Annotated in this window: 12 protein-coding genes; 6 read left to right on the top strand and 6 right to left on the bottom strand. The window is 70.1% G+C overall.

Translation table 11 applies throughout. From position 1 onward, the window contains the following. Positions 1 to 10 precede the first annotated feature (10 nt). Positions 11 to 610, bottom strand: a complete 600-nt coding sequence (locus tag NR798_RS00430) for a DUF938 domain-containing protein (protein ID WP_375769378.1) — start codon at positions 608 to 610, stop codon at positions 11 to 13. A 241-nt stretch (positions 611 to 851) separates the two neighbouring features. On the opposite strand from NR798_RS00430, the gene NR798_RS00435 reads away from it, so the two are divergent. Beyond that, a complete protein-coding gene (locus NR798_RS00435) occupies positions 852 to 2,318 on the top strand; it encodes a cyclic nucleotide-binding domain-containing protein (protein WP_375769379.1) in 1,467 nt (488 codons plus the stop codon). Between the two features lie 95 nt (positions 2,319 to 2,413). Here NR798_RS00435 and NR798_RS00440 read toward each other — a convergent pair whose 3' ends face one another. Next, positions 2,414 to 3,112, bottom strand: a complete 699-nt coding sequence (locus NR798_RS00440; RefSeq protein WP_375769380.1) for a head GIN domain-containing protein — start codon at positions 3,110 to 3,112, stop codon at positions 2,414 to 2,416. Between the two features lie 94 nt (positions 3,113 to 3,206). Further along, on the bottom strand, positions 3,207 to 6,197 hold the full coding sequence (locus tag NR798_RS00445; protein WP_375769381.1) for a protein kinase: 2,991 nt from the start codon (positions 6,195 to 6,197) through the stop codon (positions 3,207 to 3,209). Between the two features lie 462 nt (positions 6,198 to 6,659). Here NR798_RS00445 and NR798_RS00450 point away from each other — a divergent pair, with 462 nt between their 5' ends. The 4 genes from NR798_RS00450 to NR798_RS00465 all read left to right on the top strand — a co-directional run bounded on the left by NR798_RS00450 (position 6,660) and on the right by NR798_RS00465 (position 13,873). Continuing rightward, positions 6,660 to 8,723, top strand: a complete 2,064-nt coding sequence (locus NR798_RS00450; protein ID WP_375769382.1) for a PilZ domain-containing protein — start codon at positions 6,660 to 6,662, stop codon at positions 8,721 to 8,723. Positions 8,724 to 8,831: 108 nt separating this feature from the next. Beyond that, entirely contained in the window at positions 8,832 to 10,550 is a 1,719-nt protein-coding gene (locus tag NR798_RS00455) for a hypothetical protein (RefSeq protein ID WP_375769383.1), read from the top strand. A gap of 60 nt (positions 10,551 to 10,610) precedes the next feature. Continuing rightward, entirely contained in the window at positions 10,611 to 10,997 is a 387-nt protein-coding gene (locus tag NR798_RS00460; protein ID WP_375769384.1) for a hypothetical protein, read from the top strand. 167 nt (positions 10,998 to 11,164) lie between these two features. After that, the gene (locus tag NR798_RS00465) at positions 11,165 to 13,873 is read left to right on the top strand and encodes a hypothetical protein (protein ID WP_375769385.1); all 2,709 of its coding nucleotides are present in this window, start codon (positions 11,165 to 11,167) and stop codon (positions 13,871 to 13,873) included. Between the two features lie 124 nt (positions 13,874 to 13,997). On the opposite strand, the gene NR798_RS00470 is transcribed toward NR798_RS00465, so the two are convergent. Together NR798_RS00470 and NR798_RS00475 are read right to left on the bottom strand one after the other, a co-directional pair. Beyond that, positions 13,998 to 14,621 carry a Uma2 family endonuclease gene (locus tag NR798_RS00470; RefSeq protein ID WP_375769386.1) on the bottom strand — a complete coding sequence of 208 codons (624 nt, stop codon included), beginning with the start codon at positions 14,619 to 14,621 and terminating at the stop codon, positions 13,998 to 14,000. A 51-nt stretch (positions 14,622 to 14,672) separates the two neighbouring features. Continuing rightward, on the bottom strand, positions 14,673 to 16,073 hold the full coding sequence (locus tag NR798_RS00475; RefSeq protein ID WP_375769387.1) for a hypothetical protein: 1,401 nt from the start codon (positions 16,071 to 16,073) through the stop codon (positions 14,673 to 14,675). 166 nt (positions 16,074 to 16,239) lie between these two features. Between NR798_RS00475 and NR798_RS00480 the strand changes: the two genes are divergently transcribed. Further along, a complete protein-coding gene (locus tag NR798_RS00480) occupies positions 16,240 to 21,525 on the top strand; it encodes an AAA family ATPase (protein WP_375769388.1) in 5,286 nt (1,761 codons plus the stop codon). Between the two features lie 113 nt (positions 21,526 to 21,638). Here NR798_RS00480 and NR798_RS00485 read toward each other — a convergent pair whose 3' ends face one another. Beyond that, positions 21,639 to 23,453 (bottom strand): bifunctional metallophosphatase/5'-nucleotidase, encoded by a 1,815-nt coding sequence (locus tag NR798_RS00485; RefSeq protein ID WP_375769389.1) that lies wholly within the window; start codon positions 23,451 to 23,453, stop codon positions 21,639 to 21,641. Positions 23,454 to 23,551: the final 98 nt, after the last annotated feature.

Genomic DNA, 23,551 nt, shown 5'->3' on the forward strand with positions numbered 1-23,551 from the left:
CGCGACAGCCTCACCCGCCGCGCTGGCGGAACACGACGGTGAAGTTGTTGCTGGGCATGTCGATGACCCGGTCGGGCTCCAGCCCGTGGGCCCGGGCCTCGGCGGTGACGGCGCCCAGCTCGCGCACGCCCCAGGCCGGGTTGCGCTCGCGCAGCGAGGCATCGAAGGCGAGGTTGCTCGGCGCGGTGGGCCGGCCCTCGATGAAATAGGCCCCGTAGAGGATGAGCGGCGCTCCCGGGGACAGCACCCGCGCGGCGCCGCGCATCAATCCCTGACACGCCTCCCACGGGGAGATGTGCACCATGTTGATGCACACGAGGGCGTCCGCGGACTGCACGGGCCAGGTGGAGGCACGGGCGTCCAGCGCGAGCGGCTCGCGCACATTGGGCAGCCCTTCCTCCCGGCGCCAGGCGTCGATGCTCGCCCGGGCGATGGGATCGGCATCGGTGGGCTGCCACACGAGCTCCGGAAAGGCGCGGGCGAAGAAGACGGCATGCTGACCGGTACCGCTGGCCACCTCGAGCACGGTGCCGCGCGAGGGCAGCAGCTCGCGGAGGACGGGGAGGAGGGGCTCGCGGTTGCGCTCGGCGGACGGGGCGTGCTGTTTCATGGGTTGCGCATGCTCCCTCTCCCTCTGGGAGAGGGCGGGGGGTGAGGGTCGTCACCGGACCATATTGCTCCCCTGTCACAAAAATCCGCCCTATTTCCCCTCTCCCCCCGGGAGAGGAGCCCCCCGTCGTTCAAAGGGGGGGCAAGCCCCCCGGGGTGAGGGTGCCTGTGTCCGTGTTCATCCCTGGAAGCGAGACTCCGCGTGCCTTGACCCCCTCCGTAGCCAGGGGGAGGCTCGCGGAGTGCTGGCCTTCCTGCAGAGCAATCTCTCGCTGATCTCGGGTGTCCTCCTCACGCTGCTGGTCATCGGTGTGCGGGCGGCGAGCTCGGACACGCAGTTCCGCAAGGAGCTGGGCGGAGCGCTCGGCTTCCTGATGACGTTCCTGGTGCTGCGCGTGGTGGAGGGGCAGTTCGGTGAGCAGTTGCACCCGCGGGTGCTGCCGCTGCTGCGCGTGGCGTGGATGCTCACCTTCGCCTTTGGCGGCATCCGGGCGGGGATGTCGCTGGCCATCCTGACGCTGACACACCTGGGCATCCGGACGCCGCCGCCGAAGATCCTCCGGGACGTGGTGGAGATCTCGCTCTACGTCATCGCGGTGGTGCCCATCCTCCGCGCCGAGCTGGCCATCGATCTGACGAGCCTGCTGGCCACGTCGGCGATCGTCTCGGTGGTGCTGGGTCTCGCGATGCAGGACACGCTGGGCAACCTCTTCGCGGGCCTGTCCTTGCAGCTCGAGCGCCCCTACCAGGTGGGTGACTGGGTCACCATCAAGGAGATCACCGGGCGGGTGGTGCAGGTGGCGTGGCGGGCCACGCGGCTGGAGACGTCGCGCAAGGAGATCATCACCCTGCCCAACAACGTCTGCTCCAAGGAGGCGGTGAAGAACTACTCCAAGGGCGGGCAGCCGGTGGGGATGGATCTGTCCTTCCATGGCCCGTACGACCGGGCGCCCAACGAGGTGAAGGAGGCGGTGCTGGAGGTGCTGGAGCAGGTGCCGCTGGTGCTGAGCGCGCCGCCGCCGATGTGCCGTACGGTGGGCTTCGAGGAGCTCGGCATCCGCTACCAGGTGCGCTACTACGTGGAGGACTTCTCGCAGGCGGACGCGGTGATGGCGGAGTTCTACACGCGCATCTGGTACCGCTTCCGGCGCGAGGGCATCGAGCTGCCCGCGCAGCGCAAGCTGAACATGCACCTGGGTGCGCCGGGCTCCGAGTTCTCCGAGGAGATGGTCGCCGACATGTTGCGGCGGGTGGATCTCTTCAAGGTGCTGCGCGAGGAGGAGCGGGCGCGGCTGCGGCAGGAGATGGTGCCGAGGCGCTTCGCCCGGGGCGAGCACGTGATTGAACAGGGAGAGAAGGGCAACACCTTCTACCTGGTGGGCCGGGGCGAGCTGAGTGTGCGCACGGGCGGGGTGGAGGTGTCGCGGCTGTCGCGGGGCAACTACTTCGGGGAGATGTCGCTGCTGACGGGCGAGCCGCGCACGGCGACGGTGGTGGCGCTCACGGACGTGGTGCTGCTGGAGCTGGGCCGGCCGGTGTTCGCGCGCCTCTTCGAGGAGCACCCCGAGCTGGCGCCGAAGCTGTCGGGGATGCTGGCGCACCGGCGCATGCAGCTGGACGCGGCGATGACGGCCTCGGGCGAGACGGTGCCCGTGTCCGAGGAGCTCGACATCCTCGGGCGGCTCAAGAACATCTTCCGGCTCAACTGAGTCCCTGGAAACGAGAAGGGTGGAGACACGAAGCCCCCCAGCCCCGTGTCCCCACCCCGTTACCTCGTCATCGCTCGCGACTCCTACTTCAAGAGCTACTCGTACTGCACCTGGGAACCGCCCGAGCTGTTCACCTGTACGCTCGCGGGCTTCTTGCCGGCCTTCACCGTCGAGCCACCGGACAGCGCGCCCTGGATGCTGCGCTCGGGGGAGGCCTCGACACGGGTGCCGCCGCTGGCCGTCACGTCGAGCGAGTCGGTCCGCAGCTTGCCGGCCTCGATGATCGAGCCCCCGCTGCCGGTGACCTTCAGCTCACCCGCGCGGCCCTCCAGCCTCAGCTCCGAGCCGCCGCTGGCCGCCACCTGCACGTTCTGCGAGTCCACCTTGGAGAGCTCCACCTCGGCGCCGCCGCTGGCCGCCACCTCGAAGCTGTCCACGCGGGTGGCCTCGGCGTCCACGTCGGCGCCGCCGCTGGCCGCCACGCTCTCCACGCGCGGGCTGGTGACGTACAGGCGCACGTCCTTGAGCCCCTTGTTGAAGAACATGGAGGTCTTCTCCACCTGCGTCGTCAGCACGCCGTCCTTCACCTCGAGCTTCACCCGGGCCACGTCGTCCTTGTTGCCCTCCAGGCGCACCGACTTGGGGCCCACCTTCACCTCGGCGCGGATGCCATGGCTCACCGCCACGCCGCGGAAGTCGGGGACCTCGATCTGCCCCGCCTTGGCGGCGTCCTGAGCGAAGGCCGGGACGGACACCAGGAGGGCGGCGGGAAGGAGCAGGGAGCGCAGCTGCATGGCGGTGGACCTCGGGAAAGGGGAGGCGCGGAGCCTCGCGTCCTTCAGGGTACGCACCGCTGGGCGAGCGATTGCACGAGGCCCGCCCGGCCGCTCACTCCCGCGACAGCTCCTCGAGGGGCGCGCGGATGGAGGTGACCTCGCCCGCCTTGATCTCCACCTGGAGTTTCAGGGGTTTGGTGTTGGGAGCGGCCAGCCGCAGGGTGTGCTTGCCCGGAGCGAAGGGCACCCGGAAGAGGGGCGTCTCACCCAGCAGGCGGCTGCCCAGGTACACCTTGGCGTAGGGCACGGTGGCGAGCGTCAGGAAGCCCTTGCCGCCCGAGGGCTCGGCCGTGCCCGCGCGCTCGCGCTCCAGGGCCTGCCAGGCCCGGTCCGCCTCGTCGGCCGTCGTCACCCGCTCGGGCGAGGTCTCCGCGGTGGCGGTGGCGGGAGCGGGGGTGCGCTGGGTGCGGCGCGAGGGCGCCACCTTGCCGCGCTTCGCCGGCTGCGCGGACTCCGGGGCCTCGGCCGGGGGCGCCTGCTCCTCGGGAGAAGCCTCCGCCGCGTCTCCCCCCGCGGGAAGGGCCTCGTTCTTCGCCTCGGGCGAGCCCGTCCCGGTGGCGGCGCTTCCCTCGGTGGGCGCGGGCGCCAGGGCGGCGGTGGGAGCCGCTGCTTCCGGCGTGGCGGTGGGGCTGTCGGACGCGGGGGCAGCGGCCTCCACGGGCGGGACGCTCGCGGCGGCGGCCTCCGGGGCGACGGGAACTGGAGCGGACTCTCCCGTCCTAGCCGGTGCTGGCGCGGGCGTGGCGTCCCGGGCGGGAGCCTCGGTGGCCACGGGCGGCGGCTGCGGGAAGAGCCGCGAGGAGAGGAGACCCCCGTCGAGCCTCAGCACCACGAGGACGGCCAACCCGCCCAGCAGGAGCAGGAGGAGCAGCGTGGCCCACAGCACTCCCCGGCGCGAGGGCTCGGACGGAGGAGCACCGGACACGGTGGCCTCCTCCTCGCCGTCCTCGGGCTTCACCGGGACGTGCTTGCGGGAGATGGAATGCGGATGGGCGGGCGTGAGGTCTTCCTCGTCCGGATCCTCGTTCCGGGGCCCGGGATGCAGCGGCCGGGACGCCGCGGCCGGCGGTAGCTGGAAGGGAGCGGTACGGATCTCCTCCGGCTCGTCCTCGTTCTCGGGCTCCTCCGGCGGCCGGGCGGACGCGGATGGCGGGGCCAGGAAGGGGGTGGTGAGGAACTCGGGCCCGTCGTCGTCCTCCACGTGCGGGGGCCGGGCCAGCGGCGAGCGCATGAGGGGCACGGTGGGGCCCTCGGGGGAGAGCACGCAGGGCGCGGGAGGCACCGCGGGAGCCGAGGGCCCGGGAGGGAAGGTGGGCGAGCCGGTGGGCAGGGTGACGGCGTCCAGGTGCGCCATCGAGGGACGGCGTGCCGCGCGCGTGGCGTCGTACCGGGGCTGGGTGGCGTCCGGGTCCGAGGAGACGGGCTGCTCACCGGTGGGCGAGGGGCGCGGCGGCCGGATGACGGCCGTCTTCGGCGCGGGCTCCCGGGTCTCCTGAAGGACGGGCACGGCGTCGGAGCGGCCGAGGCTGCGGGCGCGCGGCTCGGCCCGGGTCTGATCCAGGGGCGTGGGCGAGCGGAGCGCCCGGGGCGGCTCGACCAGGACGGGCAGCGAGGGCAGCGTGGAAGGGTCCACCGCGGCGCGAGCCGGGGCGGACGACGGGGCCCGGGGCGGCTCGACCAGGACGGGCAGAGAGGGCAGCGTGGAAGGGTCCACCGAGGCGCGGGCCGGCGGGCGGACGCGGGACGTGGACTGCGGCGGCGTGAGGACGCCCGTCTCCGGGGGAGGAGGCGGAGGCGTGGACGGGAACTGGGAGGAGGAGGCGGTCCGCTTGTCGCCAGGAGGTGAGGCGGGAGACGAGGCGGGAGGCTTCGCGACGACGGAGTAGGAGACGAGCTCCGTCTCCTCGACGCGGGCGGGGCCGGGCGCCGGGAGCTGGGGCGCGGAGATGGTGGGCAGGCGCGGCGGCGTGGCGGGCGCGGGAGGCGGCGTCGCGGGCGCCTCCCGGTCCGGGAAGAGCTGGGCGAGCTTCACCACGCCCGTGCTGTCCACGCCGGCCCGGCCGCTGGCGAGCAACTGGCGCGTCTGCTCGCGCCGCTCGGCGAAGAGGCGCCGCAACAGCTCGCTGCTCTGCTCGGGCAACCAGATGAGGGGGCCCACCGCGCGCTCCAAGGCGCGGGCGAACTCGAGCGTGGTGGCGTACCGGTCCGCCCGCTTGCGCGCCAGCGCCTTGAGCACGATGGCGTCCAGCTCGGGGGGAATGGCCTTGTTGGTGCGCGAGGGCTCGGGGATGGGGCCCTTGAGCACCGCGTTCACCACCGCCATGGGCGCCTTGCCGGGGAAGAGCCGCATGCCGGTGAGGCACTCGTGCAGCACCACGCCCAGGCTGAACAAGTCACTGCGCGCATCCAGCGGCTCGCCGAGAATCTGCTCCGGCGACATGTACCCGCTGGTGCCCTTCACCATGCCGGCGGCGGTGCGGCTGGCGGCCGCCTGGCTCTTGGCGATGCCGAAGTCCAGCAGCTTGGTGACGCCCTCGTACGTCACCATGATGTTCTTCTCGGCCACGTCGCGGTGGATGACGGGCGAGGACTGGCCGAGCGCATCCGTGAAGGTGTGCGCGTAGTGCAGCGCCAGCGCGGTGTCGCGCACGGCGGCCAGCCCCAGGCCCACCGGCATGGGCTCGTTGGCGGCGCGGCAGGCGCGGGCCACCTCCAGCAGCGTGGCGCCCGGGACGAACTCCATGGCGAGGAACAGCTCGCCATCGTCCACGTCCAGATCGAACACCTGCGCGATGTGCGGGTGGTTGAAGGCCGCGGTGACCTTGGCCTCGTCCAGGAACATCTGGACGAACTCCTCCTGGCCCTGGATGTCCGGGAGGATCTTCTTGAGCACCACGGGCTTGTGGAAGCCGGCCAGGCCCCGCTTGGAGGCGAGGAAGATCTCCGCCATGCCACCGGCGCTCAGGCGGCAGAGCACCTCGTAGTTGCCCATCTGCCGGCCGCGCACATCACCCGGCGCGAAGGGGAGCTTCGTCCCAGCCATTCGAGAAAACCAAGCTTATAGGACTGGTGGCTCCAAGACGAAAGCCACCACCGTGATTTTCGCGTGAGAGCGCAATGGCAGCGGATTCCACCCACACTTCCCCCCTCCCGGGCCGCTGAAGCGGACGTGCCCGGGGCAGTGGTGCGCCCGGGGCGGTGGCATTCGTTTTCGAGAATCGAGGAAAACTCCAGGGAGCACGGAATGCCCATGCCCTGGGTGTGGGGCGTGACTCGGGCAATTCCTACCCGCGGTACGAGGGGGGTGTTGACTGTCCAGCGCGTCACGGAGGCGGGGTTGGTTCGCAACGCTTCCACGGATCCGGCCCCGAGGTGCCGCTGCAAGCCATTGGGCGTGTGTCCACATTGGCGGAACCGAAATTCCATCCAGGTGGCCGGGGCGACGGTGGGGAAAGAAACTTTCAGTGTTCACGTAAGACGGCTCTCCACGACAAACGGAGTTCCCATGGCGACGGAGAAGGCGGAGCGCGTGCGGACGCGAGAGAGCGGCCTGGGTTACCGAATGGGCCCGGGGCTGGCGGCGGTGGCGGAGGTGGAGGGGGAGCTGTGCTCGGGCGGGAGGCTGGTGCAGCTGTCGCCGGAGCACCTGACGGTGAGCCTGAAGGGGCCCACGGGGCTGAGGCCCGGACAGCGGACGAACGTGTTGCTGGGGGTGGGAGGCGAGGCCCAGATGCTGCGGGCCGAGGTGACGAATGTGTACGTGCCGGGGCCGGAGGAGCAGCCGGAGCTGAGCCTGCGCTTCGTGGCACCGCCGCTGGACCAGGGCCGGCAGATCGTCACGATGCTGGAGGGCTGGAGGGACCAGGGCCAGCTCGAGGCGCCGAGCACGCACCCCATCTGGCGGGAGCGGATTACGCGGGTGGACCGGATTGGCCGCATCTTCGAGGCGCTGACGGCACGGCGGTGCCGGGGGATGGCGCGCTCGGCGGGTGGGGACGTGGAGCTGGTGGCGGCGCTGTATGACAAATACGACGGGCGGGTGTCGTGGGAGGTGCGAGGCTCGCTGCCGCCGGTGCCGTTCACGCTGGAGGTGTTTGGCTTCAGCTCGGTGCTGCACTTCCGGGTGGAGCAGGCGGTGTACGAGGACGGGCTGTGGGGAGTGCCGCTGCCGCGCGAGCTGGTGCGCTACCGGCACCGCAAGCTGAGGAGGGCGCCGGCGGGGGAGGGGTGCACGGCGCGCTTCGGGCATCCGCTGTGGCCGCAGGTGAGGGTGGAGCGGGAGCTGACGGACATCTCGTACGAGGGCCTGTCGTTCGCGACGCAGCCGGGGGAGGATCTGCTGTACCCGGGGCTGGTGTTGCCGGAGCTGGAGGTGGGGGTGGCGGGGAAGGAGCCGGTGAGGCTGCGGGCGGAGGTGCGCAACATCACGGGCACGGCGCTGGGCAGGCGGTGCGGGATGAAGGTGGAGCCGCTGGGCGAGCGGGAGCTGGCGCGCTGGCGGGAGCTGGTGGAGGAGCAGAGCCATCCGAACACGCGGGTGTCCGGGGATTGGAACCGGGGGACGTGGGATTTGTTCGAGCGCTCGGGGTACTTCCGGTTGTCGGGGAAGAGCCCGGCGGACTTCGCGCGGATGCAGGCGGAGTACCGGGAGGCGCACGAGAAGCTGGAGGGCTACCGGAGGCTGGGCTACCGGGTGGTGAGGCCGATGCCGAGCGGGGACGCGGTGGAGGCGAGCCTGTCGTGGCTGAAGCCGTACTCGGGGAGCTGGCTGGCGCACCAACTGGCTCGGCACCAGCCGCGCAACGAGAAGCTGCGGAGCACGGCGCGCGAGGCGCTGCGGGACGTGTATCTGAGAGGCTTTGAGCCGGCGCAGACGGACCCGGAGGTGAAGTGGTTCCTGGCGTACTGCGAGGCGAACGTGAGGTGGGTGCGCTTCACGGCGTTCGACTTCGCGGAGTGGTACCAGCACACGGGGCAGGCGTGCATGGTGCCGTTCCGTTTCATGGAAGCGGACGCGAGGCGGGAGTGGGAGATGCCGGAGGGCTTCAGCCTGGGCGCGCCGACGGAGGAGGAGAAGGCGGCGCTGTTCGAGCGGCTGAAGGAGACGAGGCCGGAGGCGTACCGGGAGGCGTTGGACCTGGTGCCGGAGCGCTTCGGCCTGGAGTCGCTCAAGGCGAAGTGGGCCGAGGCGGGGATGAAGCGGGAGCGGGACGTGCTGGTGGCGCGCAAGGACGGGCGCGCGCTGGCGGTGGGAGTGCTGGAGACGGCGCATGTGGGGCTGAACCTGTTCCACGTGTTGGACGGGCTGCGAGTCATCTCCCTGGTGGACGAGGCGTCGGCGGAGGGGCAGGAGGCGCTGCTGGCGCTGCTGGCGGGAGCGGCGGAGTGGTACCGGGCCCGGGGGCTGAATGTCTTCGTGCACTACGTGGAGACGGAGCACACGGGGTACACGGAGAAGGCGAAGCTGGTGGATCTGGGAGAGGGGCGGATCTGGATCCTCTCGGCGCAGCTGCTGCCAGACTTCATCGAGCACCTGTGCGAGGCGACGACGCCGAGGGGAGACCTGTGAGTAAGCCAAGGAGCAAGTAAGCCCAATAAGCCCAATCTCCGCCCAATCTCCCCTCGCCCACCGGGAGAGGGACGGGGTGAGGGTGCCACGGTTCCCAGGTTGAGCCCCATGCCTCCCCTGCTGCTGGCCCGGCGGCTTCTGGCCGCTGGCGGCCGTGTCACAGACGACACGAGCCCGGCTCAGCCCCATGGGGAGGATTTTCTCATGTTGCAGAATGCTGGCACGGACCATGACCGGGCAAGCGGGGAGAGCACCGGGAATGGATCTGTCACTGTCCATCCATCCAATGACCTGGAGCAAAGTGCACGGCAGTATGCGCAGGTCATCAACAAAGCCAACCGCATGCTCTGTGGCAGCGCGTACAAGCGAGGCCTCTGGAGTGGCCTTGCTTTGCTCGGTGCGCTGCGCCGTGGCTACTGGGTGGCTCCGAGTCCTGAGAACAACCTCGACCTGGAGCAGATCTCCATCCATGCCTGCAGAGCCGTCCGCTCGACGCTCTTGTTCAGCATGGCCGCGCTGGGCACCCTCCTCGGCCAGCTCCTGCTCGTGGGATTCTCGCTGGTTGCCGCCGATAAGAGTCTGAATACAGGGCCGTCGGTCTTCGCCCTGATGGGCGCATCGTTTGGCTTCATCGTGCTGAACCTGCTCGGAGCGGGCTTGGTAGCGTACGAGTGGTGGTATCTCCGCTGGGCGAACGCCCGCCGCTTCCTGTCACGCAACTTCCAACCCGGTGCTCCCGTGCGCGAGGTGGGGGCGATCTCGGGCTGGTTCCGGAGATGGGTGCTGAACATGGACCTGTCCCAGAACGTCGTGGTGTTTGGCGGGTATGAGCCCTTCCTGGGCTCGGGGGGGAAGGTCTCCGGTTGGACCCTGGCCATCGAGCGCAAGCCACCTCAGGATTCAATGGATCCGGGGCAGCGCATCTCCATTCCCGTCGAGGATTTCTACCATGCTGTCGATGAGGCCGTGGACCGGATGCAGTTGCCTCACCTGCAGACGAAATCCCTGCTGTTGGTTCGAGGATGGACTCTCAAGCCCGATGGGGAGGTGCTCGTTCGAGCGGAGACCCAGCCGATCTCTCAACTGCCGGAGGAAAAGCTGTGGCGGTTGGGGCACGGCGACCTGTCCAGCGAGAAGCGCTTCTATCGCCTGTACCGCTACCTCGATACAGCCCGGGACATGACGCTGTCGTACTACCTGCGCTTCTACAACGTGGGGGCGGTGACCTTCGTCGAGGGTTCGACCTACCTGCTGACGAGCGTCGATGAGTCCCGGTACGGCCTGAAGCCCCTGCTGCGAGGAAGCCGCGCGGGAAGGGTGGGGATGACCGGCCTGCTGACGCTGTTGTTGTTCCCGCTCAATGCGTATGTCTTCGTCGCGCTCTACAACGTCTTCCGTTTCCTGGCACGGCTCTACACCTGGCATCGGGAAGATGCCAGCCAGCGGCGAGCCATCCGCGATGGCGAGCAATACAGCTATGGGGTGGCGAGGTCGTTCCGCGAACGCGTGGCGTCGCCGTTCTACCATGACTATTACGGGGTGCAGGATTTGACGATGTACCGGCACGCCATTGACGACGCGGCGCTCGGGAGCATCAAGGAACTGCTCCGCGAGCATGGCGTTGACGTGTCCCGGTTCGAAGAACAGGCAACGACGATCATCAACAGCGGCATCATGGTGAGTGGTGGCCAGTTCACGGCGACGCAGGCGGTCGCAGGGAGTGGGGCGATGTCCGTCATTCGCTCGAATGGAGGCCGGGGCGCAGCGGACTCCAAGCCGGGATCGCATTGGCCCCTCAAGACGGCGACGGCCGCCAGGTCCTCTTGAGACAGAGAGGGATGGGGTTGTGGCCAGGCTTTGGAATAGAGGAAGGGAGAGAGCAACATCATGAGCCGGTGGAATGAAGGCATTCAGGTGTCCGGAGGCTCGTTCAGCGCCGGGCAGGTGGTCGTGGGGCGCGGCAGCGCCGGGTTCCAGATTTCCCGCCCCGCGGCCGAGGCGCTGCATGAGTCGGGGAGGGACGAGGTGGCCTCGAGGCTCGAGGCCTTCATGCGAGCGCTGGAGGCGCATGCGGCGAAGCTGGAGTCGCTGGAGGAGGTGGTGGATGCGGTCCAGCAGGTGGCCGCGGAGGCTGGGAAGGAGCGGCCCAACCGGCTGACGCTCAAGGCCATGCTGGAGAGCATCAAGAAGGTGGTGGATTCCGTCGCGGAGGTAGCGCCTGCCTTCGCGGCACTCTCCACGTCGGTGATGGCCCTGGTGGGTGTACCCAGGTAGGTCCTCGGAAGAGGGTATAGCAGCCGACGCGGGGCGGGGCCGGGCGTCTGGCCATGAACGCATTCCGGCGTGTCTCCAGGGGTGCCTCCTGCATGCTCCGGTGACGGGGTCTACCCATGCCGGGAATGACATCCCGACATGTGGTTCGCGGCGCTCTCTCCCAGTCCTTGCCGGTCCTCGTCCTGGCCCTGCTCGCGCTGCCCGGTCCCTCCGCCCAGGCCTTCTGTCCCACCAATGGGCTCAAGTGTGGCCTCGGTGGAACCGGGGTGACTCACGAGGACATGACGAAGCAGGCGATGACGGAGCTCGGCGCCGAGTTCTTCGGGACCCCGCACCAGACGCGCGCGATGCGGAGCGCCATCGACGAGACCGCGACGGCCAACGCCGAGGTCGACGAAGACCAGGCGAATGGCTTCAAGCACTTCGATGGAGAGAGCTTCGCTCCTGGCAAGCAGCGGCTCGTCACGCTCTTCGAGGGTGTCATCCTCTCCCTGCGGGCCGGAGAGGCGCAGGGCGCCCGGCGTCAGCTGGGCCAGGCACTCCACACGCTCCAGGACTTCTATTCCCACTCGAACTGGATCGAATCGGGCCACGGCGGTGCCCTTCCCAGCCTGTGGCGCTCCGGCGAGCCGCTTCCCGCTTCCGCCGCGGCGGAGACTCCCACGTGCAAGGAGTGCGAGCCCGTCATCCTCTCGGACGGGAGCCTCTTCCTCGACTGCGGCCGCAATCTCCTCACGCCTCTGCTGACCAGCGGCTTCTACGGTGGTGAGAACGAGGTGCCCGCGGTGCCTTCCAAGTGCCGCCATGGCGGGCCCTTCGACACGGGACCCGGACCCTCCGGCGGCATCAACAAGGACACCCTGTATCAACCCCTGTCGCCGCATTTCCGCATGCACACGGAGGCGGCGGACTCGGCCCTGGAGGCGAGCAAGCAATTCATTCGCGACCTCCAATCACAGCTCACCCGGAACCAGCTCGAGCTCCTGTTCGGCGTGGGGCCGACGCTGACCCTGGCCATCGGCCCCACGGGTGGCCTCGGCGGTCTCCTCGCTCCGCTCCAGGCCCAACTGCTTCAGCTCGTCGACTCCCGGCTCGGCACGGACCAGGAACCCTTGCGCTACGTCCTGGTGCCCTTCACGGACGCGTCCACTGGTCCCCTCTCGGTGATGCACGACCCGGCCGAATTCAAACGCCTCCTCGGCTCGCTGGGGACGGTGGCGGGGGGTGGCTGCTCCGGTCCATCCATGGCGGCGGCGCTCCAGGCGCTCGGTGCCTCCGGCAAGGGCGGGGAGCTGTTCCTCTTCACCCGGGAGGGCACCCAGGACGGCCACCTGGCGCCGCAGGTCAGCAGCCTCGCCTGGCACCAGGGCACGAGGATTCATGCCTTCCTGTTCGGCTCGTGCGAGGGCCTCGCGGGTGCTTCCCTTCCCCCTGAGTACCGGCAGCTCACCTCGGAGACGGGCGGACAGCTCTTCCGGCTCCAGCCCCTCGAGGCCGGCCCCATCACCCACCTCATCGACGCCACCGTGCGGGCCAACACCGTGCACCTCCTCTCGGTGGCGGACGAGCGCGGGGGCACCCGGGCCGTCCTTCCGGTGCCCGTCGACTCCACCGTGTCGCGGGTGACCTTCTCCCTGAGTGGAAGCCCGTCCCTGCACCTCACCCGGCCCGATGGCTCGCCGGTGTTGGGCGTGGAGCCGGGAGTGCAACGCGTTCAGCTCTCGACGGGGGTGCTGGTGACGGTGCTCGAGCCCGCGCCCGGCGTGTGGACCGCGACGATGGAGCCGCCCGGTGAGTACTCCTTCGACGTACTCGGCGAGAGCCCGGTGGCCCTGGACCGCTTCGAGCTCGTCGAGACCGCCGGGCGTCCGGGGCACCAGGGGTACTTCGCGCTGGAGGGCCTTCCGGTGCTCGCCACCCCGGCCACCGCGGTGGCGAGGCTCTCCGGCGGCATCACCTCCGCCCGCGTCGAGCTGAGATCCCCGGCGGGCGCGCTCCTCCAGGAGCTGGAGCTGACGCCCGCGCCGGGAGTCCCTCCACGCGAGCTCACCGGGACGGTGGTACCTCCCTCCTCACCCTTCACCGTCTACGCTCGCGGCACGCTGCCCGGCGGAGAACCCTGGCAGCGGGTGCTGACGCGGAGGAGCCAATCCCAGACGGTGCGCCTGCTCGCGCCGCCGCCCCGGACGCTCGGCCCTGGCACGCGGACGTCCTATACCTTCCAGGTGGAGAACTCGGGCGCTCCGGGGACCTTCCGCTCCACCGTGCGGGATGACCGGCGTTTCGTCACCGGTGTCTCTCCCGAGTCCTTCACCCTCGGCAGCGGAGAGCGCCGCTCCCTCACCGTGCAGGTGGAGGTGCCGGAGGACGTGGCTCCGGGCACGGCCGATACCCTGACGGCGACGGTGGAGAGCACGACGGTGGAGAGCACCTCCACCGCGGGTGCGCGCAACTTCGCGGTGGTGACGAGCGTGGTGGGCCCGAAGGTCACGGTGGACTGCGGCGGGGCCCGGCCGGAGGCCGCGGTGTTGTGGCCACCGAATCACGGCTTCGTCCCGGTGGGAGTGGACGGGGTGACCAGCTCCGACGGGAGTCCGGTCCACATCACCATCGACCAGGTGCTCCAGAGCGAGGCTCCCCAGGCCCCGGCAGAGGCAAGCACCTGCCCGGATGTCCGGGGGCTCGGGGCGTCCACGGTGGAGCTGCGCGCCGAGCGGAGCGGCTCGGGCCCCGGACGTCTCTACCTGCTGCGGTTCACCGCCAGCACGGACACGGGGGCCGTCTGCACGGGGAGCGTCCAGGTATGCGTGCCGCACGGCAAGAAGGGCACCTGCCCCGCGGCCCGCGCCACCTTTGATTCAAGCGTCTGCCGGTAGCGTGGTGCGGACGTGGAGCAGATCGTCCGGGCCCACGGTGGCCGCATCGAGGTGAGCTCCACGGCGAAGGCGGGCACGGCCTTCCACGTCCGGCATCCCCGCCACGCGCCGTAGCGGGTGCTGCCTACTCGGACCAGACGAGCGCCAGGTCGAGCTCGAGGGCATCGAAGGGCTCGGCGCGCACCCGCTCCTCTCCAGCGAAGGAATGGACGAGGAGCCATTCGCTCTCGATGAGGCGGAACACATCGAGCGTATGGGCCAGCGGGTCCACGTGCCACACGTGCCGCACGCCCTCGCGGGCGTAGATGCGCATCTTCTGGCCCTTGTCCCTGCGCCGGGTGCGCTCGGAGAGGACCTCGCACGCCCAGTCCGGAGCGAGGTCGTAGTGCGCCGGGGCGTTGTCTCCTCCCACGGCGCGCGGCAGGCGCTCGCGCCTCCACCCGGCGAGGTCCGGCACGAGCTTGTCCGGCCGGGGGCCGAGGTGGATCTCCGGCTCGTAGATGATGACCCACCCGCCGGGTCCACCACTGCCAAACTTGAAGGGCGCCGTGAGGATGCCGCCCAGGTTCGATGCGACATTGGCGTGTGGGCGGGCTGGGCGCGGGCTCAGGTGCAGCTGACCGTTCAGGAGCTGCGCCACCATCTCCTCCGGTGCTGCCTGGAAGGCCGCCTCGACGGACGGGGCGTTTCGCTCGGTGGACTCGGACTCGGGAGGGCGGCGGGTGGCCATGAGAGAGGATTTCATCATGCCCCTTGCCCTGTGCAATGCCGGGGCCGGGAGCAGTCTCCTTTCGAGACACTAGGCGCGGGCGTCCTTCCACTGAAGCTCGGTCAGCTCCCGGCCGAGCTGCTCGCGCTTGTCCTCGGCCTGGGTGACGGCCTGTCCCAGGCGCTCGGGATCGTAGGTCTGGGCCTGGGCAGGGGAGAAGATCTCCGCCACCTTGCGCAGCAGGCCGCACAGGCGCTCGACATCGGCGCGGGACGTCTCGGTGGCCTGCTTCAGCCTCCGCAGCGAGTCCTCGAGCAGCGGCTCCGCCACCACGCGCTTCAGCTCCTCGGCGGTGTTCACCTTCGCGCCCTTGCCCAGCAGGCCCGCGAGCACCCCTCCGAGCAGCGCCGCGCCCAGCACCGCCCACCCGCCGTGCTTGCGCGCCACGCCCATCAACATCGCGGCGCCCACGCCAGTCATTCCGCCCGTGCGCGCGAAGCCCCAGTCGAAGAACAACGAGCGCGGCTCGACGAGCCTGCCGAAGCGGTCCGCCAGCGCCAGCGTGGACGGGCCCTCCACGTCCCGCGCCAGCTCGCGCGCCAGCACCTCCTCGAGCCGCTGGCGCAGCGCGTGCGAGCGCGGCTCCACCCGGGCGCTCAGCTTCTCCCGGAAGGCCCGCGTCAGCGAACGCTGGGCCTCGGGCAGCTGGGGCTCCAGCTCGCGCAGGCTGTCCTCCGCGAGCCGTGGCAGCTCGCCCTCCAGCCGCTGGCTCTCCTCGCGCAGCAGCTCGTCCAGGCACAGTTGCAGGCGCCCGAGCGTCTCCGGCCGGAGCTTCGCCAGATCCCTCATCCCGAGCAGCGCGTGCACGTCCGCGAGCAGGCCACTCCAGTCCTTCAACGCCTCCTCGAGCAGCACCCGCTGCCGCCGCGCCAGTCCCCCGGCCAGCTCCGCGCGCAGTGACTCCAGCCCCTCGCTTCCAGTGCCGGAGACGGTGAAGACAGACAGCGTCCGGTGGGGCACCGCTTCCCGCAGCACCGGCTCGAGCTGTTCACGCACAGTGGCGGGAGACACGCCCTCCGGGAGCGCATCACACCGCGTGAGGACGAGCTGGAGCGAGCCCTCGGGAAACTCCTCGGCGAGCTGCTGGAGCCACGCCAGCACCTCGCGGGACGGAGACTCTCCCGCGGCGAGCACCAGCAGGCAGTGCTCGGCCAGCTCGCCCACGCTCAGGCCGCCCTCTTCGCCGGAGCCGCCGGACTCCACCTCCAACCACTTCCAGGGCGCGTCCGTGCCCAGGGCCCGCGGCAGCGTGCTCTTGTCCACCGAGGCGGTGCCGGCCACGGCCACCACCGGCCGGGCGATGCGCTCCAGTTCCGGAGCCGCGCGCTCCAGCTCCCGGGCGAAGGGCACCTGCTCGAAGAGGTGACTCCGCTCGGCTGCCAGCTGACGGGCCAGACGCGCCTGCTCCCGGATGTGCTCGTCGTGCTTCATGACGTTCCTCCCTGCTCCTCGCAGCGTAGCGCACCGGGCCTCCTGACATGTCCGTTGCGGAGGACTCGCCAGTCGTGTCATCAGTGTTTGAAGTCGCAAGCATACGAGGCGGAGACATCTTGAGCGTCGTTGGAAACTCCGAAGCCGCTGCGAGGCCGGATCCTTCATGATGGACCTTCCCGGCCATACCCTGCGCGGAGCGCTGCGCTCGACGGGCGCGAACCTTCTCTTCCACGCGGTGTGTGGGGCGGACAACCGGCCCGTCATCGTCAAGACGCCCGCGCAGCCCTCGCCCGGCCCGCGCGAGTGGGAGCGCTACCGCCGCGAGCACGGCATCCTCCAGCGGCTGCGCGGCGTGGGAGGCGTGCCCCGGGTGCATGGCTGCGAGCTCGTCCAGGAGCGCCCCGTGCTGCTGCTGGAGGAAGTGGAGGGCGAGCCCCTCTCGCTGCGGGTGGGCCAGCGGCTCGAGGTCACCGGCTTCCTCGGCCTGGCCATCTCCCTGGCCTCGACGCTCGGGGAGATCCACCGGCGCGGCGTCATCCACAAGGACTTGAAGCCCTCCAACCTCATCCTCACGCCGGAGGGGGAGGGGCGCATCATCGACTTCGGCGCTGCGACGCTGCAGCGGGTGGAGCACGTGGACGCGGCGGTGCCCCACGTCATCGAGGGGACGCTGGCGTACATGTCCCCGGAGCAGACGGGGCGGATGAACCGGGCGGTGGACTACCGCACGGACTTCTACTCGCTGGGGGTCACGTTCTACGAGCTGCTGACGGGCACGCTGCCCTTCCAGGCGAGGGACGTGCTCGGGTGGTTCCACGCGCACCTGGCCAGCCATCCCCCGCCGCCGCACGAGCTCATCGAGTCCGTGCCGCCGGCGCTCTCGGCCATCGTGATGAAGCTGCTGGCCAAGGCCGCCGAGGATCGCTACCAGGGCGCGGACGGGCTGAAGGCGGACCTGGAGCGGTGCCGGGAGCGGCTGCTGCGGGGCGAGCGCGAGGCCTTCCGGCCAGGCGAGCACGACTTCCCCCACCACTTCCAGATGCCCCAGCGGCTCTACGGGCGCGAGGCCTCGGTGGCCACGCTCGTCGAGGGCTTCAAGCGCACGGCGCGAGGGGGGCGGCCGGAGCTGGTGCTCGTCAGCGGCTACTCGGGAATCGGCAAGTCGTCCGTCATCCACGAGCTGCAGCGGCCGGTGGTGGAGCGGCGCGGCTTCTTCCTGGAGGGCAAGTTCGATCAATTCCAGCGGGACATCCCCTACGCCACGCTGGCGCGGGCCATCCGCGGGCTGGTGCGGCAACTGCTGGCGGGCAGCGACGCGGAGCTGGCGGCGTGGCGCGAGCGGCTGCACGAGGCATGGGGAGCGCAGGGCCAGGTGCTGGTGGAGCTGGTGCCCCAGCTGGAGCTGGTGGTGGGCCGGCAACCGGCCGTCCCGGAGCTGCCGCCCGCCGAGGCCCAGCACCGCCTCCACCGCGTCTTCGAGCGGTTCCTCGGCGTCTTCGCCACCCGCGAGCACCCGCTCGTCCTCTTCCTGGATGATCTGCAGTGGGCGGACCTGGCGAGCCTGAGGCTCATCGAGCACCTGCTCGTGGGCCCCGAGGTGCCGTCCGTGCTGTGGGTGGGGGCCTACCGCGACAACGAGGTCAGCCCGTCCCATCCGCTGATGCTGATGCGGGAGGAGCTGCGCCAGAAGGAGGCGCGCCTCACGGACCTGCGGCTCGAGCCGCTGAGCCTCGCGCAGCTCAAGCAGCTCATCGCCGACGCGCTGCCGGGCGCGGGCGAGGACGTGGTGGTGCCGTTGTCGGCGCTCGTCCTGGAGAAGACGGGGGGCAATCCGTTCTTCCTCATCCAGCTGATGGTGACGCTGCACCAGGACGGGTTGCTGGCGCGCCTGCCGGAGGGGCGGTGGCGCTGGGATGCCGAGGGCGTCCGGGCCCGGGCGTACTCCGACAACGTCGTCGACTTCCTGGTGGGCAGGTTGCGCCAGCTGCCGGCGGGGACCTGGTCCCTGCTGCGCCTCGCGGCGTGCGTGGGCAATGACTTCGCGCTGCGCGAGCTGGCCCTCCTCTCCGGCCAGGAGCCGCTCGAGGTGGAGCGCGAGCTGGAGCCGGCGCTCCAGGAGGGCCTGCTGGCGCGCAGTGGGCCGGAGCGCCTCCGCTTCCTGCATGATCGCATCCAGCAGGCGGCGCAGGAGCTCGTCCCCGCGCAGGAGCGCAAGGCCGTCCACCTGCGCATTGGCCGCCTGATGCTGGCGAGCCTGCCGCCCGAGGAGCTGCGCGAGAAGCTCTTCGACGTGGTGGGGCAGCTCAACGCCGGGGTGGAGCTGCTCGACACGCCCGAGGAGCGCCTGCGCGTCGCGCGGCTCAATGCCGAGGCGGGCTGGAAGGCCCGGAGCTCGGCGGCGCACGGCTCGGCCATCGCGTACTTCAAGGTGGCCTTCGAGCTGCTCCCGGGGGACCCCTGGACGGTGGACCCCGCGTTCACCTTCCAGCTGTGCCTGGACTGGGCCGCCAGCGAGCTGATGAGTGGCAACGCAGCCGGGGCGCGCCGGCTGGTGGACGTGCTGCTCTCCAAGAGGAGGAGCCCCGCGGACACCGCGGCCGTGTACCGCCTCGCGGCCGAGCTGCACATGGGGGCGGGGCAGATCGACGGGGCCGTGGCGTGTCTGCTGGAGGGCCTGGAGTCGCTGGGCATGCCCCTGCCGCCCCACCCCTCGTGGGAGGAGGTGGTGGCCGCGCAGGAGGAGGTGCGGGCGCTGTTGGGCGGGCGCTCCATCGAGAGCCTCCTGGAGCTGCCGCTGGTGAGCGACCCGGACATGAAGGCGGTGCTCGGGGTGCTGGCGGCCCTGTTCACCCCGGCGTGCTGTACCGACAATCACCTGCTCATCCTCCAGCTGTGCCGGGTGGTGGCGCTGAGCCTGTGGCATGGCAACAGCGAAGCGGCGGTGATTGGCTATTCCTGGTACGGCCTGGTGCTGGGGCATGCCTTCAAGCAGTACCGGGAGGGCCATGCCTTCGGGGAGCTGGCCTGCGCGCTCGTGGAGCGTCACGGCTTCTCCGCGTCCCGGGGCATGGCGCTCTACAGCCTGCAGATCATCAACCCCTGGACCCAGCCGATGGCCCGCTCGCTGGAGCTCATCCGGAGCGCCTTCCATCACGCGCTGCAGGCCGGGGACTTCCAGGCCGCCTTCTACTGCTGCAACCACGTCGTCACGGACAGGCTCATGCTGGGCCACCCCCTGGACGAGGTCTACGCCGAGTCGGTCGCCCGCTATGACTTCGTGCGCAGGGGCGGCTTCCAGGATGTGATGGATGTCATCCGGAGCTCGCAGCGCTACGTGCAGCAGCTGCGCGGGCTCACGCGCTCGTTCGACACGCTGAGCGGAGAGGACTTCGATGAGCAGGCCTTCGAGGCCTCGCTCACCCCGGATCGCATGAGCACCATGCGGTGCTGGTATTGGATCCTCAAGCAGCAGGCGCGCTTCATGTGCGGCGCGTACGAGGAGGCCCTCGCGGCGGGAGACAAGGCCGCGGAGATCCTCTGGACCTCCATCGGACACATCCAGCTGTTGGACTTCCACCTGTACCGGGGACTGGCGCTGGCGGCGAGCCTGCCGGGGGCGGCGCCGGGGCAGCGGGAGCGCTGGCTCGAGGAGCTGCGCGGGCACCATCGGCAGCTCGCGGAGTGGGCGAGCCATTGCGCCGGGAACTTCCTCGCCCCCGAGCGGATGCTCGCCGGGGAGCTGGCGCGGGTGACGGGCCGGAGCGAGGAGGCCATGAGCGCGTACGAGGAGGCCATCCACTCGGCGCGGGAGCATGGCTTCGTGCAGAACGTCGCGCTGGCGAGCGAGCTGGCGGCGAACTACTGGCGCGAGCGGCGCTTCCGGACCATCGCCGAGTCGTATGCCCGGGCGGCGCGGGAGGCGTACCTGCGCTGGGGGGCGCAGGGCAAGGTGAAGCACCTGGAGGCCCGGTGGCCGGAGCTGATGATCGCGGCCTCGGAGCACGAGCCCTCGTATGACACGGACTCGACGCGGATCGACGCGCTCACGGTGGTGAAGGCGCAGCGGGCCATCTCCGGGGAGATCGTCCAGGAGCGGCTGGTGACCACGCTCATGCAGGTGGCCATCGAGAACGCGGGGGCCCAGCGAGGCGCGCTGTTGCTGGCGCGGGGGGACACGCTCCGGGTGATGGCCATCTCCGGCGAGTCACCGGAGGACCCCATCGTCCTGCCCCCTGAGGGCGCGCCGGCCGAGCTGCCGTGGACGCTCATCTCCTACGTGAAGCGCACGCGCGAGCACGTGCTCATCGGGGATGCGACGCGGGTGCACCTGCTGCCGGCGGACGAGTACCTGATGCGAGGCCGGGCGCGCTCGGTGCTGTGCCTGCCGCTGCTGCGCCAGGAGGCCCTCTACGGCGTGCTGTACCTGGAGAACAACCTGGCGGCCGAGGCCTTCACCCCGGACCGGCGCGAGCTGCTGGAGCACCTCGCCTCGCAGGCCGTCATCTCCATGGAGAACGCGCGGCTGTACGCCGAGGTGCAGCACGCCGAGGCGGCCCTGCGCCGCGCGAATGACGAGCTGGAGGCGCGGGTGGAGGAGCGCACCCGCGAGCTGAAGGAGGCGCAGATGCGCCTGGTGGACACCGCGCGCGCGGTGGGCATGTCCGAGGTCGCCTCCAATGTGTTGCACAACGTGGGCAATGTCCTCACCAGTGCCGTCGTCAACCTCGAGGTGATGCGCGAGACGGTGGCCGCCTCGCGCCTCAACCGGCTCAAGCAGATCGCGCTGTTGTTCGAGGAGCACCGCGGGCGCCTGGGGGACTTCTTCACGAAGGATCCGCGCGGGGTGCAGATGCCGGAGTACTTCACCGCGCTCACCGATCAGCTCCTCCAGGAGCAGGGCCGGGTGCGCGACGGGCTGCTGGAGATGGGCTGGCATGTCGAGCACATCCGCTCCATCGTCCAGGTGCAGCAGAACTACGCGAAGACGGCGCTGCTCATCGACGAGTGCGAGCTGTCGGAGTTGGTGGACGACGCGCTGCGCATCCAGATGTCGGCGCTCAAGCGCCATGGCGTCACCGTCACCCGGGAGTTGAAGGACTCGCGCCGGGTGCGCGTGGACCGGCACAAGGTGCTGCAAATCCTCATCAACCTCATCAGCAACGCCAAATACTCGCTGGACGGGATGCCCGAGGGAGAGCGGCGGATGCTCGTGCGGCTCCGGTTCGAGGGGGACAAGGCCTATATCCAGGTGGTGGACAGTGGCGTGGGCATCGCGAAGGAGATCCGCGAGCGGCTCTTCTCGCACGGCTTCACCACGCGCAAGGATGGGCATGGCTTCGGCCTGCACTCGAGCGCGCTCGCCGCGAAGCTGCTGGGAGGCAACCTCCTGCTGGAGAGCGACGGGCCCGGAAAGGGCGCCACCGCCACCCTGGAGCTGCCTCTCCAATAGGAGGTCTCCCGCGGACGTCCCCTCTCCCTCTGGGAGAGGGTCAGGGTGAGGGTCTTCAAGCGGGGACGACCCTCACCCCCCGCCCTCTCCCAGAGGGAGAGGGAGCGCACACACTACGGCGCCGAGCACTTCACCGGGCCGAGCGAGGCCTGGAAGTAATAGCCATACAGGTCCGGCGTGAGCGAGAAGTTGCACGTGTTCACGTCGTTGGGAGCCAGGTTGGGGTGGCTCTGGATGTAGCGGGCGACGTAGTCACGCACCCCGTCCGCCGAGGTCCACAGCACGGTGCCCTCCTTGAACATGGAGTAGCCGCCACCGCCGCTGGCCCGGTAGTTGTTGATGGCGATGCGGAAGGACTGGTCATCCCGCACGTCCGCGCCCTGGAAGCGCAAATGGGTGAGGCGCGAGCCCACGGGCTTCGTGAGGTCGTACCCGTACTCGATGCCCGAGTAGAGGTCCCAGTTGTAGTTCTGCACGTTGCCCACCTTGGCCGACTCCGGCTTGGAGGCATCCGGCGGGGCGCTGGGGTTCCACTGCGCGAAGTAGTTCGCGTTGTGCTCCAGCGCGCGGCGCAGGATGGAGCCGTTGATCTCCATCACATACAGCGTGTTGTCATAGATGTAGATGCTGTAGGCGTCGCGCAGGGTGATGTCGCCAGCGGGCAGCATGCCCTCGTCCGTGAAGAGCGCGGCGAGCGAGAAGTCCACCGGGTGGCCGTTCTCCTCGGCGGCCTGCTCCTGCACGGTGTTGATGAGATCCGCGAGAGCACTGTCCACGTAGCGGGCGGCGTAGCCTCCGGGGAAGGCGGCGCGGGTGGTGCCGAGCTTCGCGCTCACGTAGGTGAGCGTGGTGTCATGGTGGCCCTGGGTGAGCTGCGTCACGCGATCGTCCTGCTGCACGCTGGCGTTCACCTCGACCAGGCGCGAGTCCTTGCCCTCCACCTTCCAGCGGCCGTCCGCGTGGACGAGCGAGAGGTCCACCAGGCCCAGGTGGCTGCCCCAGCGGTTGGGCTGGATGAGCAGCACGTCCTGACCCTGGCCATTCTTGAGCAGCATCTTCGGGATGGGCTGGTGGGTGTGGCCGGTGAGCAGCACGTCGATGCCCTCCACCTGCTGGGCGATCTGCACCGCCTGGTTCTCGCCAGGGAGGTTGCCGCGGTCGGCCCACTTGGTGGGATCGGCGTAGTCGGCCAGCCAGGAGGCGGGATTCGAGGCACTGCCGGTGGGCTGCTTGTCCGGTCCGCTGTGGATGGCCACCACCACCACGTCGGCGCCCTCCTGCCGCATTCTCGGCACGTACACGCGGGCCGTCTCCAGCGGATCATCGAAGCGCAGGCCGGGGATGTTCTCCGGGCGCTCCCACGTCGTGACGCCGGGCGTCACCAGCCCGAGGATGCCCACCTTCACCCCGCACACGTCCTTGATCAGGTAGGGGGTGAAGGCCTCGCCTCCATCGGCGCTGTGGCGGATGTTGGCGCCGAGCAGGGGGAAGCTGGCCTCGCCCTTGAACTTGTTGAGGACGCCGAGGCCGTAGTTGAACTCGTGGTTGCCGAGCGCCATGGCGTCATAGCGCAGCTCGTTCATCGCCACGGCCATGGGGTGCTGGGGCGCGTTGTCCACCAGGGCGTAGTAGGTGCCCAGCGGCGTGCCCTGGATGGTGTCCCCGGTGTCGATGAGCAGGTTGCAATCGGGGTTCTCCGCGCGCGCCTGCTTCACGAGCGTGGCCACCTTGGACAGACCGCGCTGGGGGTCCGCCTTTCCGGTGAAGTAGTCCCAGGGGAAGAGGTTGGTGTGCAGATCGCTCGTCTGCATCAGCCGCACCGTGCGCGGCGAGGTGTCCACCGGCGGTTGAGGCTCGGGGTCGTCGCAGGCGGTGAGCTGGAGGAGCGCACAGACACCCAGGAGGGGAAGGGAAGAACGCGGAGACATGCGTGGTGACCTCGGAGGAGCCCCGGGATGGGGCTCCCGTGCGCGCTCCTCCTATGGGGCGCGATGCGTCATTGCAATCGACAGGAGCACGGCGTGTT

It is taken from the genome of Archangium gephyra, from assembly GCF_042230915.1.
Taxonomy (GTDB): Bacteria; Myxococcota; Myxococcia; order Myxococcales; family Myxococcaceae; genus Archangium; species Archangium gephyra_B.

Excerpts from the sequence above, each read along its gene's own strand:
- NR798_RS00430 (WP_375769378.1), bottom strand. The coding sequence starts at position 610 with ATGAAACAGCACGCCCCGTCCGCCGAGCGCAACCGCGAGCCCCTCCTC.
- NR798_RS00440 (WP_375769380.1), bottom strand. The coding sequence starts at position 3,112 with ATGCAGCTGCGCTCCCTGCTCCTTCCCGCCGCCCTCCTGGTGTCCGTC.
- NR798_RS00445 (WP_375769381.1), bottom strand. The coding sequence starts at position 6,197 with ATGGCTGGGACGAAGCTCCCCTTCGCGCCGGGTGATGTGCGCGGCCGG.
- NR798_RS00450 (WP_375769382.1), top strand. The coding sequence starts at position 6,660 with ATGGCGACGGAGAAGGCGGAGCGCGTGCGGACGCGAGAGAGCGGCCTG.
- NR798_RS00455 (WP_375769383.1), top strand. The coding sequence starts at position 8,832 with ATGCCTCCCCTGCTGCTGGCCCGGCGGCTTCTGGCCGCTGGCGGCCGT.
- NR798_RS00460 (WP_375769384.1), top strand. The coding sequence starts at position 10,611 with ATGAGCCGGTGGAATGAAGGCATTCAGGTGTCCGGAGGCTCGTTCAGC.
- NR798_RS00470 (WP_375769386.1), bottom strand. The coding sequence starts at position 14,621 with ATGATGAAATCCTCTCTCATGGCCACCCGCCGCCCTCCCGAGTCCGAG.
- NR798_RS00475 (WP_375769387.1), bottom strand. The coding sequence starts at position 16,073 with ATGAAGCACGACGAGCACATCCGGGAGCAGGCGCGTCTGGCCCGTCAG.
- NR798_RS00480 (WP_375769388.1), top strand. The coding sequence starts at position 16,240 with ATGATGGACCTTCCCGGCCATACCCTGCGCGGAGCGCTGCGCTCGACG.
- NR798_RS00485 (WP_375769389.1), bottom strand. The coding sequence starts at position 23,453 with ATGTCTCCGCGTTCTTCCCTTCCCCTCCTGGGTGTCTGTGCGCTCCTC.